General features: G+C 70.8%; 17 protein-coding genes. 8 read left to right on the forward strand and 9 right to left on the reverse strand.

Annotated elements, in window-relative coordinates:
• The 3 genes from Q0L11_RS24390 to Q0L11_RS24400 form a co-directional block, all read left to right on the forward strand.
• Nucleotides 1-683: HlyD family efflux transporter periplasmic adaptor subunit (locus Q0L11_RS24390; protein WP_296600802.1), on the forward strand; the 683-nt coding region annotated here is incomplete at its 5' end.
• A 60-nt stretch (nucleotides 684-743) separates the two neighbouring features.
• On the forward strand, nucleotides 744-1,154 hold the full coding sequence (locus Q0L11_RS24395) for a cupin domain-containing protein (protein WP_296600803.1): 411 nt from the start codon (nucleotides 744-746) through the stop codon (nucleotides 1,152-1,154).
• Between the two features lie 147 nt (nucleotides 1,155-1,301).
• Nucleotides 1,302-3,551 carry a TonB-dependent receptor gene (locus Q0L11_RS24400; protein ID WP_296600805.1) on the forward strand — a complete coding sequence of 750 codons (2,250 nt, stop codon included), beginning with the start codon at nucleotides 1,302-1,304 and terminating at the stop codon, nucleotides 3,549-3,551.
• Between the two features lie 95 nt (nucleotides 3,552-3,646).
• On the opposite strand, the gene recQ is transcribed toward Q0L11_RS24400, so the two are convergent.
• The 4 genes from recQ to Q0L11_RS24420 form a co-directional block, all read right to left on the reverse strand.
• On the reverse strand, nucleotides 3,647-5,494 hold the full coding sequence (recQ, locus tag Q0L11_RS24405) for a DNA helicase RecQ (protein WP_296600806.1): 1,848 nt from the start codon (nucleotides 5,492-5,494) through the stop codon (nucleotides 3,647-3,649).
• A 59-nt stretch (nucleotides 5,495-5,553) separates the two neighbouring features.
• A complete protein-coding gene (locus Q0L11_RS24410) occupies nucleotides 5,554-6,021 on the reverse strand; it encodes a BLUF domain-containing protein (protein WP_296600807.1) in 468 nt (155 codons plus the stop codon).
• Between the two features lie 75 nt (nucleotides 6,022-6,096).
• Nucleotides 6,097-6,852, reverse strand: a complete 756-nt coding sequence (locus tag Q0L11_RS24415; protein ID WP_296600808.1) for an enoyl-CoA hydratase/isomerase family protein — start codon at nucleotides 6,850-6,852, stop codon at nucleotides 6,097-6,099.
• On the reverse strand, nucleotides 6,849-8,600 hold the full coding sequence (locus Q0L11_RS24420; protein WP_296600810.1) for an amidohydrolase family protein: 1,752 nt from the start codon (nucleotides 8,598-8,600) through the stop codon (nucleotides 6,849-6,851). Before Q0L11_RS24420 ends, Q0L11_RS24415 begins: the two co-directional genes overlap by 4 nt.
• A 132-nt stretch (nucleotides 8,601-8,732) precedes the next feature.
• Between Q0L11_RS24420 and Q0L11_RS24425 the strand changes: the two genes are divergently transcribed.
• Nucleotides 8,733-8,861, forward strand: a complete 129-nt coding sequence (locus Q0L11_RS24425) for a hypothetical protein (protein WP_296600811.1) — start codon at nucleotides 8,733-8,735, stop codon at nucleotides 8,859-8,861.
• A 1-nt stretch (nucleotide 8,862) separates the two neighbouring features.
• On the opposite strand, the gene Q0L11_RS24430 is transcribed toward Q0L11_RS24425, so the two are convergent.
• Together Q0L11_RS24430 and Q0L11_RS24435 are read right to left on the reverse strand one after the other, a co-directional pair.
• Complete coding sequence (locus Q0L11_RS24430) at nucleotides 8,863-9,324, reverse strand: potassium channel family protein (RefSeq protein ID WP_296600813.1); 462 nt, start codon at nucleotides 9,322-9,324, stop codon at nucleotides 8,863-8,865.
• Entirely contained in the window at nucleotides 9,321-9,818 is a 498-nt protein-coding gene (locus Q0L11_RS24435; protein WP_296600815.1) for a hypothetical protein, read from the reverse strand. The genes Q0L11_RS24430 and Q0L11_RS24435 overlap by 4 nt, the downstream gene beginning before the upstream one ends.
• 3 nt (nucleotides 9,819-9,821) lie before the next feature.
• Between Q0L11_RS24435 and Q0L11_RS24440 the strand changes: the two genes are divergently transcribed.
• From Q0L11_RS24440 to Q0L11_RS24455, 4 genes are all read left to right on the forward strand, one after another.
• The gene (locus Q0L11_RS24440) at nucleotides 9,822-10,943 is read left to right on the forward strand and encodes a DNA cytosine methyltransferase (protein WP_296600816.1); all 1,122 of its coding nucleotides are present in this window, start codon (nucleotides 9,822-9,824) and stop codon (nucleotides 10,941-10,943) included.
• 99 nt (nucleotides 10,944-11,042) lie between these two features.
• Nucleotides 11,043-12,035 (forward strand): cysteine synthase A, encoded by a 993-nt coding sequence (gene cysK, locus Q0L11_RS24445; RefSeq protein ID WP_296600818.1) that lies wholly within the window; start codon nucleotides 11,043-11,045, stop codon nucleotides 12,033-12,035.
• Nucleotides 11,971-13,197 (forward strand): NAD(P)/FAD-dependent oxidoreductase, encoded by a 1,227-nt coding sequence (locus Q0L11_RS24450; RefSeq protein WP_296600819.1) that lies wholly within the window; start codon nucleotides 11,971-11,973, stop codon nucleotides 13,195-13,197. The genes cysK and Q0L11_RS24450 overlap by 65 nt, the downstream gene beginning before the upstream one ends.
• On the forward strand, nucleotides 13,194-13,601 hold the full coding sequence (locus Q0L11_RS24455; protein ID WP_296600820.1) for a very short patch repair endonuclease: 408 nt from the start codon (nucleotides 13,194-13,196) through the stop codon (nucleotides 13,599-13,601). Before Q0L11_RS24450 ends, Q0L11_RS24455 begins: the two co-directional genes overlap by 4 nt.
• Nucleotides 13,602-13,925: 324 nt before the next feature.
• On the opposite strand, the gene Q0L11_RS24460 is transcribed toward Q0L11_RS24455, so the two are convergent.
• The 3 genes from Q0L11_RS24460 to Q0L11_RS24470 all read right to left on the reverse strand — a co-directional run.
• Nucleotides 13,926-14,213 carry a hypothetical protein gene (locus tag Q0L11_RS24460; RefSeq protein ID WP_296600822.1) on the reverse strand — a complete coding sequence of 96 codons (288 nt, stop codon included), beginning with the start codon at nucleotides 14,211-14,213 and terminating at the stop codon, nucleotides 13,926-13,928.
• A 71-nt stretch (nucleotides 14,214-14,284) separates the two neighbouring features.
• Nucleotides 14,285-14,749, reverse strand: coding sequence for an OsmC family protein (locus Q0L11_RS24465; protein ID WP_296600824.1), 465 nt, complete (start codon nucleotides 14,747-14,749; stop codon nucleotides 14,285-14,287).
• Nucleotides 14,750-14,763: 14 nt separating this feature from the next.
• On the reverse strand, nucleotides 14,764-15,407 hold a 644-nt coding region (locus Q0L11_RS24470; RefSeq protein ID WP_296600826.1), incomplete at its 5' end, for an acyl-CoA dehydrogenase.

The raw sequence follows: 15,407 nt of genomic DNA on the forward strand, positions 1-15,407 counted from the left end.
CCGCCGACGCGGCGGTGCGCGCCCGCGAGGCCGAAGTGGCGCAAGCGGCCTCGATGCTCACCGGCCCCGACGCCGCCGTCCACGGCGCGGTCGCCGTCACCGCCCCGGCCTCCGGCGTCGTCACCCAGCTCCTCCAGCAGAGCGAGCGCGACGTCGCCCCGGGGGCACAGCTCGTCGAAATCGGCGAGACCCGCGGCCTGGAGGCCCAGATCGAATTCCTGACTCAGGACGCCGTCCGCATCCGGCCGGGCCAGAAGGCCGCGATCTTCAACTGGGGCGGGGCGGCCGACATCCCGGCCGAGGTGCGCCGCGTCGAGCCGCACGGCTACACCAAGATCTCCGCCCTGGGGGTCGAGGAACAGCGGACGCTGGTCATGCTGCAGTTCACCGGCCCGCCCGAAACCTGGGCGGGCCTCGCGCCCGGATATCGTCTGTGGGGCCGCGTCTTCCTGCGGCAGGCGTCCTCGGCCCTGCTGTGTCCCGTGGGCGCACTCGTGCGCGACGGCGGTGGCTGGGCGGTGTTCCGGCTGGAGGATGGCCGCGCGCGCCTGCGTCCCGTGAAGGTCGGCGCCATGACCGACCAGGACGCCGAGATCCTGTCCGGCCTCACCGTCGGCGACCGCGTGGTGATCTATCCGTCCGACGAGGTAGTCGACGGACGCAGCGTGCGCCCCCGGCCCTGACCGGCGCTCCTTCGTTGGGAGCAGACCCGCTGGCGCGCACACTGCTTGCAGGAGGCGCCCATGCAGACCGGATCGATCCTCGCCGCCCTGACGCTGGCCGCCGGGCCGGCGCTGGCGGCCCCGCCCGCCGTCATCGTCCGTGAGACCGAAGTGATGCGCCAGGAGCCGCCGCCCCACGGCGCGATCGGCATGAGCACCGCCTACCGGATCAGCGACGCGGTCCCGAACCGGACGATGGAGTTCAGGAAGCGCGTCCTGCACGTGGGCGCCGCCATCGGCCCCCACCCGATCGACCACGACGAGGTCTACTATGTGCTCGCCGGCGCGGGCGACGTGGTCTCGGATGGGGTGACCACGAAGCTGACGCCCGGCATGGCGGCCTACCTCTACAGAGGCGCCGTCGTCGGCATCCGCCAGACCGGCGGCGAACCGTTGGCGCTGATCATTTCCTATCCGTCGACCAGGCCTTGAAGCGGCAAACCAGTGTTGCGCGGCTGACACGCGAGGCGACAGAATTGTGACGCGGGCCTCGATCCGGAAGCGGCGCACCTACGCCCTGGTGTAGCTAGGCGCGCAGAGGGCGAGCTCCCAGTCGCCCAAAGAACCAGAGGTCATCTCATGAAGACGCCCGCCCCGTCGCGCGCAGCCCTGCGCGCCCTGCTGGCCGCCAGCGCCTCCGTCACTGTGTTTGCGTTGACGACCCCGGCCTTCGCGGCCGACGCCGAAACCGACGTGAGCGAGGTGCTGGTCACCGCGCAGAAGAAGTCGGAGAACATCAACGACGTGCCGCTGGCGGTGACCGCGGTCAGTGGCGAGAAGCTGGACGCCATCCGCTCGTCCGGCGGCGACATCCGCGTCTTCTCGGCCCGCGTCCCCAGCCTGACGCTGGAATCCTCGTTCGGCCGCACCTTCCCGCGCCCGTACATCCGCGGCCTGGGCAACACCGACTTCGACCTCAACGCCAGCCAGCCGGTCTCCTTCGTCTATGACGAAGTCGTGCTCGAGACCCCGGTGCTGAAGGGCTTTCCGCTGTTCGACATCGACCAGGTGGAAGTGCTGAAGGGCCCGCAGGGCACCCTGTTCGGCCGCAACACCCCGGCGGGCGTGCTCAAGTTCGACAGCGCCAAGCCGACCCAGGACTTCACCGGCTACGCCCAGGCGTCCTACGCCACCTATTCGACAATTAACGCCGAGGGCGCAGTCTCGGGCCCGATCGTGCCGGGCGTGCTCGCCGGCCGCCTGTCGGCCCTCTACCAGCACCGCGACGACTGGGTCGACAACACCTTCACCGGCAAGAAGAACGCAAGCGAGGGCTACGACCAGTTCGCCATCCGTGGCCAACTGCTGTGGACCCCGACCGAGGACCTCTCGGCCCTGCTGAACCTGCACTACCAGCACCTGGATGGCACCCCGCGCGTCTTCCGCGCCAACATCATCCAGAAGGGTACGAACAACTTCGTCCCGGGCTTCGAGCGCGACAAGATCGCCCAGGACGCCCAGGGCCGCGCGACCCAGAAGATCGAGTCGGCGGGCGCCAACCTCAAGCTGACCTACGACTTCGGCGAGGGGCTTCCGACCCTGACCTCGATCACGGCCTACGAGCGCGTCGACGCCTATTCGCGCGGCGACATCGACGGCGGCTTCGGCGCGGTCTTCGCCCCGCCGTCGGGCCCCGGCGTGATCCCGTTCCCGTCGGAAAGCGCCGACGGCATCCCGTTCCACCGCCAGTTCACCCAGGAAGTGCGCCTGGCCGGGGACAACGGGCCGTTCGGCTACACGGTCGGCGCGTTCTACTTCAACGAAAGCATCAAGATCGACAGCTTCGACTACGCCACCCTCGCGGGCGGGGCGCTGGACGGCTACGCCTACCAGAACCAGAAGTCGGAAAGCTGGGCCCTGTTCGCCAACGTCGACTACGACGTGAACGAGCAGCTCAATGTCGGCGGCGGCATCCGCTATTCCGACGACAAGAAGGACTTCCTGGCCCAGCGTACGCTGTCGCCGTTCGGCGCGCCGGCCACGGCCATCCTGCGGGCCAGCCCGGACACCAGTGAGGTCAGCTTCAACGTCAACGCCACCTATGCGGTGAGCGACAACCTGAACGCCTACGCCCGGATCGCCCGCGGCTACCGCGCGCCGTCGATCCAGGGCCGCCTGGTGTTCGGCGACACGCTTTCGGTGGCCGACAAGGAGACGGTCATGTCGTACGAGGCCGGGATCAAGGGCAAGCTGCCCGAGGCCCGCGCCCGCTTCGACGCGGCCGTGTTCTACTACGACGCCAAGGACCTGCAGATCACCGCCGTCGGCGGCGGCGCCAACTTCAACCGCCTGCTCAACGCCGACAAGGCCGTGGGCTACGGCTTCGAGTTCAACGCCGAGGCCGAGCCGGTGGACCGCCTGCTGCTCACCGCGGGCCTCTCGTACAACCACACCGAGATCAAGGACCCGAACCTGTTCACCCAGCCCTGCGGCGGCGGCTGCACGGTGCTGGATCCGGCCGGTCCGATCGCCGGCACGGTGCGCATCGACGGCAACAGCCTGCCGAACGCGCCGAAGTGGATCGCCAACGTTACCGCGGGCTACTCCTGGCCGGTGGGCGAGGGCGAGGTCTTCGTCTTCACCGACTGGGCCTACCGTTCGAAGGTCAACTTCTTCCTCTACCAGTCGGCCGAGTTCAGCGACGACAAGCTGCTGGAAGGCGGTCTGCGCTTGGGGTACCGCGCGCCGGGCGAGCGTTGGGAAGTGGCCGCCTTCGGCCGCAACATCACCAACGACAAGTCGCTGGAAGGCGGCATCGACTTCAACAACCTGACCGGCTTCGTGAACGACCCGCGCATCATCGGCGTGGAAGTGAAGACGAAGTTCTAGGGCGAAGCCGACTGAGGGGGTCCGCTCGGATCTTGGAGGACCCCCTCCGTCTCGGCGCGTCGCGCCGCGCCACCTCCCCCGAAGGGGAGGAATTATCAGCCGAAGTTCCCCACCACCTGCAGCACCGCCTCGCCATAGTGCGCTAGCTTGGCTTCGCCGACGCCGTTCAGGCGGGCCAGCGCGGCGCGGGAGCCGGGCTTGGCCGCGGCGATCTCGGCCAGGGTGCGATCGTGGAAGATGACGTAGGGCGGCACGTGCTGGGCCTTGGCCTCGGACGCGCGCCAGGCCCGCAGCGCCTCGAACAGCGCCTGGTCGGCAGGGCCGACCTGCGTCGCCTCCCGGCCCTTGCGCCCCTTCCGCGGGGCGCGGGCTTCGGCGCCTTCCGGGTGCTTGCGCATGCCCACGCGTCGCTCGCCGCGGAACACGGCCCGCACCGCTTCGGCGTCGCCTAGTCCCACCAGCGGCCGCCCGTCGTTCGGGTCCTCGCGCAGCAGGCCCTCGAACAAGAGCTGTTCGGTCAGGTCGCGCCACTGCACGGCCGACAGCTCCTGGCCGATGCCCCAGGTCGAGAGCCCGGCCTCCCAGTCGCTCACATCCTTGGTCTTGCCCAGCAGGTGGTCCACCAGCCGGCCGCGTCCGAACCGCCCCTGCAGCCGGTGCGCCGCGGACAGCGCCTTCTGCGCCGCTTCCGTGGCGTCGAAGGTCTCGACCGTCCCCAGGCACAGGTCGCACTGGCCGCAGGGCTCGACGCCCTCCTCGCCGAAGTAGCGGCGAACCGCGGCGGCGCGGCAGCTCGACCCGTCCAGCATGGCGTATAGCTGGCGCACCTTGCGCACCTGGGCCTGCTTGACGGTCTCGTCGACGTCGCGCTCGCCGATGCGGCGCAACGCCCACGAGAGGTCGGCCGCGCCATAGAGGGTGATGCCCTCCGCCGGGTCGCCGTCGCGGCCCGCGCGGCCCACCTCCTGCCAATAGGCCTCGATGGCGGCGGGCGGGTCGGCATGGATCACGAAGCGGACGTCCGGCTTGTCCACGCCCATGCCGAAGGCGATCGTCGCCACCATCACCGCCGCGTCGGCCTCGAGGAACTCCTCCAGCCGCTCGGCGCGGATCCGCTTGTCGAGGCCGGCATGATAGGCCAGCGCCGGCACACCGGCGTCGCGCAGCGCCTGGGCCAGGCCCTCGGTCTTGTCGCGTGAGCCGGCGTAGACCACGCCCGAGCGGTTCGGCCGGGCGGTGACCAGCTCGACCACCTTCTTCTCGACGTTGCCGCGCTTGCGCTCGGCCGACAGGATCAACTCGGGCCGCGCGAAGCTGGCCACGAACTCGGGCGAGCCTTCCAGGCGAAGCTCGGCCCGGATGTCCTCGCGGGTCCGGGCGTCTGCCGTTGCAGTGACCGCCAGCCGCGGCACGTTCGGGAACAGCTCGGCGAGGCGGCCCAGCATGCGGTACTCGGGGCGGAAGTCGTGGCCCCACTGGCTGACGCAGTGGGCTTCGTCGATGGCGATCAGCGCGAGCGGGGTCTTGCGCAGCCGGTCCAGCATCCAGGGCTGCATCAGCCCCTCGGGCGACACGTAGAGCAGGTCCAGCTCGCCGGACTCGATGCGCCGCCAGGTCTCGGCCCGCTCGTCCAGGTCGATGTTGCTGTCCAGCCGCGCCGCCGCCACGCCCGACTGCACCAGCGCCGCCACCTGGTCGGTCATCAGCGCGATCAGCGGCGAGACCACCAGGCCGAGGCCCGGCCGCACCAGGCTGGGGATCTGGTAGCAGAGGCTCTTGCCGCCGCCGGTCGGCAGCACCGCCAGGGCGTTGCGCCCGGCTAGCACCTCGGCGATCACGTCCGCCTGTAGGCCCCGGAAGTCGCTGTGGCCGAAGGTGCGCCGCAGGATGTCCCGCGCCGCCTCCAGCGGCAGGGGATCGGCTTCGGCGACGGCGAGACTCATCCGGCCTATATGCCGCGCGCCGCCCCCCGGCGCCATGCGACCGAGGCGGTTTTCCCCCGCTAACCCAGTCCTGACAGTTGCGTGCGCTCCTGGATGCCGCGCACCGCTCGAAGCAACCTCAGGGCCGACGGGCCGGACAATCCGGCCGGCTGGAACGCCGCGCGGAGCGCGAGCGCGTCCAGGATCGCCTCGTCCGCCGCACTCATGTCGCGCGCGCACATGTTCCAGTCTCCGAACTCGCGCGCTTCCGCCGGCCCCGCCGCCAGCACCTTCGCGTCGGCGTGGCGGGGATCGTCCACGATGCGGCCATAGCGCTCCATCACAGCCTGGGCCGGCCCCTCCAGCGCCTGGACGAACCACCCGTCGTGCACCAGCAGCAGGCCGGTCAGGGCGTGTTCGCGATTGTTGCGTATCGAGGCGCGGATGATCGCGCCCACCTCGTGCTCGACGTCCGCGGCGGGAATGGCCACCCGGCTCGCGTAGATGAGCCGGTGCAGCGCGCGGCTGCTGCTGGAAATGGCGGACATGGCGAACTCCTTGTTCGCCTTAATGCCCGGATTTCATTGCGAGAAACCTAAGTTGAAGCGTCGGGGACCCGACGCTCAGACCTGCTTCACCGTCTTGTTCTGGAAGCCGGCGATACGCGCCTCCATGTCCGGCCCGCGCCCCTCGCCCCGGAAGATCTCGTGGGCCAGTCCGGCCTCCAGCGTCAGGCCGTCTGTCTGCCGGACCAGCCGCTTGTTGGCCCGGTGGCTGAACCAGGAGTTGGCCAGGATATCGGCGGCCAGCCGATCCAGTTCGGTGTCGAACTCGGCGTCGGGCACGCAGATGTTGGCCAGGCCGATCCGCTCGGCCTCGCGCCCGCCGATCGTGCGGGCGGTGAACATCATCTCCCGGGCCTTGTAGGTCCCGACCCGCCGCGGCAGCCGCTGGCTCATGCCCCAGACCGGGGTCAGCGCCCACTTGGCGTGGGTGTCGGCGAACTTCGCCCCCTCGGCGGCGAACACGATGTCGCCCGCCAGCGCCAGCTCCAGGGCGCCGGTATAGCAGTGGCCGTGCACGGCCGTGATCACCGGCTGCGGCAGGTCGGCCAGCCGCTCGATCACCTTCGACTGGTAGAAGGGCTCCGGCAGCTTCTCGCCGGCGGCGATGTCGCCGAGGTCGTGGCCGGCCGAGAAGCAGCGGCCGGCGCCCCGCAGGATCACCAGTCCCACCGTCTCCGTCTCGGTCGCCAGGCGCCGCACGTGGGCGTCCAGTTCGCGGAAGACCTCCACGTTCAGCGCGTTCAGCTTGTCGGGCCGATTGAGCGTCAAGGTGGCGGCGCCGTCGCTGTCCTGGCGCAGGACGAGGCTGCTCATTCGGCGGCCAGCTTCACGGGCGCGGCCTGGGCCCCGCGGAGCAGTCGACCGGGCAGGGCGCCGGTCGGCGTCCCGTCGCGGTAGGTGACCTTGCCCGCGACGATGGTCGCCGTGTAGCCGTCGGCCCGCTGGATCAGCCGCCGCCCGCCGGCCGGCAGGTCGTGGGCCACCTCGGGCGCGCGCAGCTTCAGCCGGCCGTAGTCGATGACGTTCAGGTCGGCGCGATAGCCGGGCTGGACGAGGCCGCGGTCGAACAGCCCCACCGTCTCGGCCGTGTCGCGGCACTGGGCCTTGACCATTGTCTCCAGCGGCAGCTTCGGCCCGCGCGTGCGGTCGCGGGTCCAGTGGACCAGGTTGGTCGTGGGGAAGCTGCCGTCGCAGATCATCCCCACGTGCGCGCCGCCGTCCGACAGGCCAGGCACCGTGTCCGGGTGCGTCAGCATCTCGTACGCGGGGTCCAGGTTGCCGTCGGCGTAGTTCAGGAACGGCAGGTACAGCATGCCGCGCCCGTCCTGGGTCAGCATGTGATCCAGGGCGATCCTTGCCGGATCCCGGCCGGTGCGCTCGGCCAGGGCCGCCACGGTCTGGTCGGCGGTCGGCTCGTAGTCGGGCTCGGCGCCCATCAGGTACATGCCGGCCCAGTTGCGCGGCTGGCTGCCGGCGAAGCTGCGCTGGCTCTCGATCTCCTCGCCGAGCAGGCGCGCGCGGAACGACGGGTCCTTCAGCGCCGCCACCCGCTGCGCCAGCGGCAATCCGGCGATCTCCTTGTAGACGGCGTGCTGGCTGAAGGGGTTCAGCGTCAGCTCCAGGCCGAACAGGATGCCGACCGGCCGGCTCGCCACCTGCGCCCGCATGGGCAGGCCGTCCAGGTTGGCCTGGCGCAGTCCGGCCAACAGCGTCTGATAGCTGCGCGGCGCCTTGGGGCTCTGCAGCAGGCTGAACGACAGTGGGCGCCCCGATTTCTCCACCAGCCGGCGCAGCATGGCCCATTCCTCGGCCGGGTCCTGGAAGTCGGAGACCACCTGCAGCACGCCGCGGCCCGCGCCGCCCGCGGCCGCCGCCATGCCCATGGCGACGCCCATCAGTTCGTCCTCGCCAGCCGTCAGCGTGGGCGTCGGCTGGCCGTCCGAGGTGCGGTGGTTGAGCGTGCGCGAGGTGGCGAAGCCGATGGCGCCCGCCTCCATCGCCCGCTTGGCCAGCGCGGCCATGGCGTGGATGTCGGCCTCGGTCGCCGGCTCGCGGTTCGCCCCGCGCTCGCCCATCACGAACACCCGCAGCGCCGCGTGCGGGAGTTGGCTGCCGATGTCCACGTCGAACGCGCGGCCGGCCAGGCTGTCCAGATAGTCGGGATAGCTCTCCCAGTTCCACGGCAGGCCGGTGCTCAGGACGGGGAAAGGGATGTCCTCGACGCCTTCCATCAGGCGGATCAGCCGGTCGTGGTCCTCGGGCCGGCAGGGCGCGAAGCCGACGCCGCAGTTGCCCATGACCACGGTCGTCACGCCATGCCACGACGAGGGCTGCATCCGCTGGTCCCAGGTCGCCTGGCCATCGTAGTGGGTGTGGACATCGACGAAGCCGGGGGTCACGAGCTGGCCGCGGGCGTCGATCTCCTCGGCCCCGGCGGCGCTGATCCCGCCGACCGCGGCGATCCGCCCGTCCTTGACGCCGACGTCGGCCTCGTAGCTCGCTCCGCCCGTCCCGTCCACGACCGTCCCGCCGCGCAGGACCAGATCGAAGGCCTTTTCCATGGGCGTCTCCCGTACCGTGTTTTCTTTCATTAGCCGCCCCTGACGCCGGGTCGGTCAAGGCCGCGCGACGGAACCCGCGCGATTTCAGGGCATTGCTTCGCGCGGTCCGGAAGAACTCCGGAGAAGGAGCCCATGCCCGTCAAAGCCTTTCTGATCCTCACCGCGCTGGCCGCTGTGGCTGTCGGCTTCGCCCTGCCGGCGCCCCACCATGCCGAGGCCGAGCAGGTCGCCCAGGTCCAGACGCTCGACCTCGACGATTAGGTCAGCCGGCGTCCCCCTGCCGTGGACCGCTCGGCCGGGACGGGCGCCGCTTCAGGCGCATCGTGCTCATGATCGTCACGAAGAACGCCGTGGACCAGCCCAGCAGCAGCACGCCGTTGATCCCCTCGATGCCGCCCAGCAGCCGCCATTCCGGCGCCATGGCGCGGTCGCCGTAGCCGATGGCGGAATAGGTGGTCGTGGAGAAATAGACCGCCGTCCGGAAATCCTCGATCGCCCCCAGCAGGTGGTACAGCACCGCATAGAGCCAGATCTCCAGCCCGTGCAGCACGAACAGCCCTAGCGCCAGGGCGACGGTGAAGCCGACCCCGCGGGTCGACACCCAGTCCAGGCTGCGGGCGTTTTCCTCCGCCTGGGTTATGCGGCCCAGCAGCGCCAGCCCCCAGCCGTGCACGATCACGGTCAACGCCACCATCACCGTGGCGACCAGCAGTTCCAGGATCATCGGGCGGGCGTCTCGCGTGGCATCTCGGAGGCCTTGGCGGCGCAGCCGTGGAGGCTCTCGTTCAGGAGGACGATCTCGGCGTTCATCGGATACTTCAGGTCGCTCATCCCGTCCGAGCAGCCGCCGTCGCGCAGGGTCACCGTCATCTGCCGGCCGTCGGCGGCCTTCGCCACCCACACCGCCTGGCCGGGCTGCAGGGCGGCGCCTGGCGCGGCGGCGACGAGCGGCGGGCCTTCCGGCCTTGTAAGCGTCAGCGTCGTCCCGTCGATGGCGAGGCTCCAGAACGGCTCGGTTCCCACCGCGCGGATCGGCTGGCTGATGTCGAGCACGCTGGGCGGCGCCGGCGCCGTCACGGCGGCGGGCGCGTCCTCCGGAGGCGGGGCCGGGCGGCCGTTGGGATCCTGCGGCTGGCAGGCGGAGAGGCCCAGCAGGGCGGCCAGGGCGAAGCTGTTCTTCATCCGCGCGATCTTGGCGCAAATCACGCTAGCGTCCATGCCGTGGCGCGGCCCTTCACCTTCTACGAGTTCTTCGCCGGCGGCGGCATGGCCCGGATCGGCCTCGGCGCCGGCTGGTCCTGCGCCTTCGCCAACGATTTCGACCCTGTGAAGGCGCAAACGTATCGCGCGAATTTCACGGACGCCGCCGATCACTTCCACGAGGGCGACGTCTGGAAGCTGTCGGCCGCCGACCTGCCGAGCCGAGCGGACCTCGCATGGGCCTCCAGCCCCTGCCAGGATTTCAGCCTCGCCGGCGGCCGGGCTGGCCTCCAGGGCGGGCGCTCGTCGGCCTTCTTCGGCTTCTGGCGGCTGATGGAGGCTCTGGACGACGCCGGCCGCGCGCCCAGGCTGATCGTGGTCGAGAACGTGGTCGGGCTGCTCACCTCGCACGGCGGCGCCGACTTCGCGGCCCTCGGCGCGGCGCTGGCCGCGCGGGGCTATCGGTTCGGCGCCCTGGAGATCGACGCGGCCAGCCTGCTGCCCCAGTCGCGGCCGCGGGTCTTCGTGGTGGCCGCGCGGGAGGTTCCGGCGGGCCTGACGGGCGACAGCCCTTTCCACACCCGCGCCGTGAAGTCCGCGCACGCCGCGCTGCCGGCGGAGGCCGCGGCCCGTTGGGTCTGGTGGAGCCTGGCCGCGCCCCCGGCGCGCAACACCGACCTCGCCGCCCTGCTGGAGCCGGATGCGGCCGCGGCCTGGCATTCGCCCGACGAGACCGCCCGCCTGGTCGACCTGATGGGGCCGCTGCATCGCGCCCGCCTCGCCGCCGTCTCGGGCCGGGCCGTCGGCGCCGTCTTCCGCCGCACCCGCATCGAGGATGGCCGTCCGGTCCAGCGGGCCGAGGTGCGGTTCGACGGGCTGGCCGGCTGCCTGCGCACGCCGCGCGGCGGCTCCTCGCGCCAGTCGATCGTCGTGGTCGAAGATGGCCGCGTCCGCTCGCGCCTGCTCAGCCCCCGCGAGGCCGCGCGCCTGATGGGCCTGCCGGACGGCTACGCCCTGCCGCGCACCGCCACCGGCGCGCTGCATGTGGCCGGCGACGGGGTGGCGGTCCCCGTGGTGCGGTGGCTGGCGGGCGAACTGCTCGAACCGCTGCTCAGCCCGGCCGCGGTGCTCGCGGCCGAGTAGGCCCCCCCAGCAAATCTATAAGCCGCCCCCTCCGAGAGCCGCTTCCAATCCGCCGGAGAAGGGCTAGGGTTCGCGCGAACTCAGCCCAAGAGGTCCGCGATGGACGACGCCACCCCCGACAAGGCCTACACCGCCGCCCGCTACAAGAGGCAGGGCCGGGGCAAGATCTACGACTCCGTGCTCGACCTGATCGGCGACACCCCGCTGGTGCGCCTGCCGCACCTGACGGCGGCGCTGAAGCCCAAGGGCGAGGTCGTGGCCAAGCTGGAGTTCTTCAACCCGCTGGCCTCGGTGAAGGACCGCATCGGCGTCTCGATGATCGAGTGGCTGGAGGCCGCCGGCCACCTGAAGCCCGGCGGCCGCATCGTCGAGCCCACCTCGGGCAACACCGGGATCGCTCTGGCCTTCGTGGCCGCCGCCAAGGGCTACAAGATCACCCTGGTCATGCCCGAGAGCATGTCGATCGAGCGGCGCAAAATGCTGCTGATCCTGGGCGCGACCCTGGAGCTGACCCCGCCCGAGAAGGGCATGGCGGGCGCCGTCGCCCGCGCGCGCGAGATCGTCGAAGCCACGCCCGGCGCCGTGATGCCACAGCAGTTCGACAATGCCGCCAACCCGCTGATCCACCGGGTCTCGACCGCCGAGGAGATCTGGAACGACACCGACGGCCGCGTCGACGCCGTCATCTCCGGTGTGGGAACGGGCGGCACCATCACCGGCATCGGCCAGGTGCTGAAGGCCCGCAAGCCGTCGGTGAAAATGGTCGCCGTCGAGCCGGCCGCCTCGCCGGTGCTGTCGGGCGGCGCGCCCGCCCCGCACAAGATCCAGGGCATCGGCGCGGGCTTCGTCCCGTCGATCCTGGACCGCGGCGTGATCGACGAGATCATCCAGGTCAGCAACGACGACGCCTTCGCCATGGCCCGGCGCGTGGCCAAGGAAGACGGCATCCCGGTCGGCATCTCGTCGGGCGCGGCCCTCACTGCCGCCTTCGACCTGGCCAGCCGCGACGACATGGCCGGCAAGCTGATTGTCGCGATCATCCCCAGCTTCGCCGAGCGCTACATCTCCACCGCGCTGTTCGACGGGCTGTAGGCTGAAGGTCGGCGTCGTCGGCTGTGGCGTCGCCGGTCTGGCGGCGGCGTTGGCGCTGGCCCGCAGGGGCCATTCGGTCGTGCTGTTGGAGGCGTTCGAAACCCCGCGGCCTCGCGGTTCGGGCTTACTGTTGCAGCCGTCCGGTCTGGCCGCCATGCGCGCGCTGGGACTAAAAGAGGCCATCCTGGCGCGCGGGGCGCGGGTCGAGCGGCTGGAGGGACGCGACCTCGCCGGACGCGAGCCGATGCGGATGGCCTATTCCACCTGGCGGCCAGGGGCCTTCGGGCTCGGCGTGCATCGGGCGTCGCTGTTCGATGTGCTCTTCCAGGCCGTACAGGCCGTTGGCATCGATGTCCGTACCGGCGCGGCGATAACCGGCTTTGACGCCCTGACGTCTCCCACTCTGGCAGACGCCACCGGCCGTAGGCATGGACCGTTCGACCTCGTGGTCGTGGCCGACGGCTCAGCGTCGAGCCTGCGGGCCAAGGTGCGGCCCCGCGCCCGGGCGCCGATCTATCCGTGGGGCGCGGTGTGGGCCAATGCGACCGCCGGGCCCGCGTTCGAAGGCGCCCTGCGCCAGCGCTACGACCGCTCCGAGGTGATGGCCGGTGTCTTGCCCATCGGCGGCGGGGAGGTGAGCTTCTTCTGGTCGCTGCCGGTCCGTTCGATGGAGACCTGGGCCGCGGGCGACTTCACCGTCTGGCGTGACCGGGTGCTCGGCGTCTGGCCGCAGGTCGAGCAGATCGTCGCGCAGTTCACGGGGCCCGAGGCGTTCAGCCAGGCTGTCTATCGCGACGTCAGCGTGGGCCGCTGGTGCGCCGGCGCCTTCGTGCTGATCGGCGACGCGGCGCATGGGACCAGTCCGCAGCTCGGCCAGGGCGCCAATCTGGGCCTGATCGACGCGGTGGAACTGGCCGCGCGGGTCGAGCACCCGGAGGACCTGCCTCGCTACCAGCGCGTCCGGCGGCTGCAAACAGCGCCCTATCAGCTCTTCTCCCGCGCGCTCACGCCGCTGTTCCAGTCGGCCGGTCCGCTGGGTCCGTGGGTGCGCAACGCGCTGTTCACGCCGCTCGCCCAGGCGCCGTTGCTGGATCGCATCGCCGCGACCACCCTGACCGGCATGTTCCGCCTGGGGCTCACGCCGCCGGACCTGCGCCCATGACCGACGTCTACGACGCCGAGAAGCGCTCGGCCGTCATGCGGCGGGTGAAGGGGCGGGACACCACCCCCGAGATGAAGGTCCGACGCGCGCTGACGAAGCTCGGCGCCCGCTACCGCCTCCACCGCAAGGACCTGCCGGGCAACCCCGACATCGTCATGCCCGGCCGCAAGCTGGCGATCTTCGTGCACGGCTGCTTCTGGCACGGCCACGACTGCGTGCGCGGATCGCGGGTGCCCAAGCAGAACCGCGACTATTGGGTCGCCAAGGTCGGCCGCAACGTCGCCCGCGACGCCAGGAACGGCGAGGCCCTGGCGGCGCTCGGCTGGCGCGTCGAGACGATCTGGGAGTGCGACCTCAAGGATGCGGCCGCGCTGGAGGAGAGGCTGCGCGGCCTGCTCGTCTGATCCGGTCAGCGCCGGCCGAACAGGCGGGCGAAGAAGCCGGGCTTGCCGCCCCCACCGCCACCGCTGGCAGCGGCGCGGCTGCGGCGCAGACCCGCGAACGGCGTCATCCCCTCGGGCGGGTCGTCGTCGTGCTTGAACCCGCAGATGGACTTGGCCAGCTCCAGCGGCGCTTCGCAGACGAAGTCGACCTCGGAAGAGGTTCCGCCGTTCTCATCCTGGTTGGCGAGGGCGGTCCGGCGGATCTTCCTCGAACGGCGCCGGCGGGCGGCCTTCGACGTCGAGGTGGTACATGCCCTCGGGCTTGGAGCTGTCGTGCGTCACGCGTCAGACCTGGGCGCCGCCCTCATAGCCGCGCGCCTCTTGGAGCATGACGTGTTCCTCGACCGCGCAGGCCACTGCGGGTCCGTGCTTCGACAGCGCCACGAAGGACTCCTCGAACGCCTGGTCCAGGTCCTCGTCGAAGGCGAACAGCAGCCACCCGTCCGGCAACTGCGCGACGCCGCAGATCGGCACGTGGAAGTCCGTCTTGCCTGTCAGCTCCAGCCCAAGCTCTTCGAGCGCCGTGTCGCGCGTGACGCCGCGCACGGCGAACCATGAAAACGAAAAGCCCAACGCCGCCCCCTTGCACCGCTTCAGCTTAGCCTTGGATACGCCGGGCGCTTAAGAACAAAAGGAAAACAAACCTAGGCCGGCACCACCTCTTCCACCACCACCTCGGTCTTCACCGAGTTGGCGATGAAGCACTCCTCGTGGGCGCGGTGGTGCAGGTGCTCGGCTTCGGCCGCGGTCGGGCGCTTGCCCGCGTAGGCGATCTCGGGGCGCAGGGTGACCTTGCTGACCCAGGGCACGCCGGCGGCGTTCTTCTCCATCACGCCCTCGGCCGCGTCGCGGTAGCGGGTGACGGTGAAGCCCTCCAGCCGCGCCATGTGCAGGAACGTCAGCATGTGGCAGGACGACAGCGAGGCGACCAGCATCTCCTCGGGGTCCACCGCACCCTTCTGCGCCCACTTGCCGACCACATGCGGCGACGAGGTGGCGGGCATCCGGTGCTCGGCGAACTCGACCAGGTGGCCGCGGCTGTAGCGGCCGTTCAGGAAGTCCTCCCCCTCGGCCAGCACCCAGTCGATCGTCGCGCGATACGCCGCCATCACATCGTCCTTCGTCAGAACGCTTCCGCGGGAAGCTTCATCATCAGTTCGGAGCCGGCCTTCAGCTTGGCAAGGCGGCTGCCCGTCTCCGGCAACACCCGTTCCAGGTAGTAGCGGCCGACCGTCAGCTTGGTCTCGTAGAAGGCGTCGGTCTCGCCCGCCGCGATCCGCGCCAGCGCCGCCTTGGCCTGCAGCGCCCACATGTAGGCCAGCGCCGTCAGGCCGAAGAGGTGCAGGTAGTCGGTGGAGGCCGCGCCGGCGTTGTCGGGGTTCGCCAGGCCGTTCTGCATCAGCCACATGGTGGCCTCCTGCAACTCGCCCTTGGCCTTGGCGAGGCCGTCGGTGAACGGCCTCATCTTCTCGTCGCCGCCGTTCTCGCCCACGAAGGCGTCCAGCTCGGCGAAGAAGCTCATCACCGCGCGCCCGCCGTCGGCCGCCAGCTTGCGGCCCACGAGGTCCAGCGCCTGCACCCCGTTGGTCCCCTCGTAGATCAGGGCGATGCGCACGTCGCGCAGGTACTGGCTGGCCGGGAAGTGCTCGGTGAAGCCCGAGCCGCCGTGCACCTGCATAGCGTCGGAGCAGACGTTGAAGCCGCGGTCGGTCAGGAACGCCTTCACCACCGGGGTCATCAGGGCCATGTAGTCGCGGCCCTTCTGCT

Origin of the sequence: Phenylobacterium sp. (assembly GCF_024508875.1) — a bacterium.
Classification (GTDB): Bacteria; Pseudomonadota; Alphaproteobacteria; order Caulobacterales; family Caulobacteraceae; genus Phenylobacterium.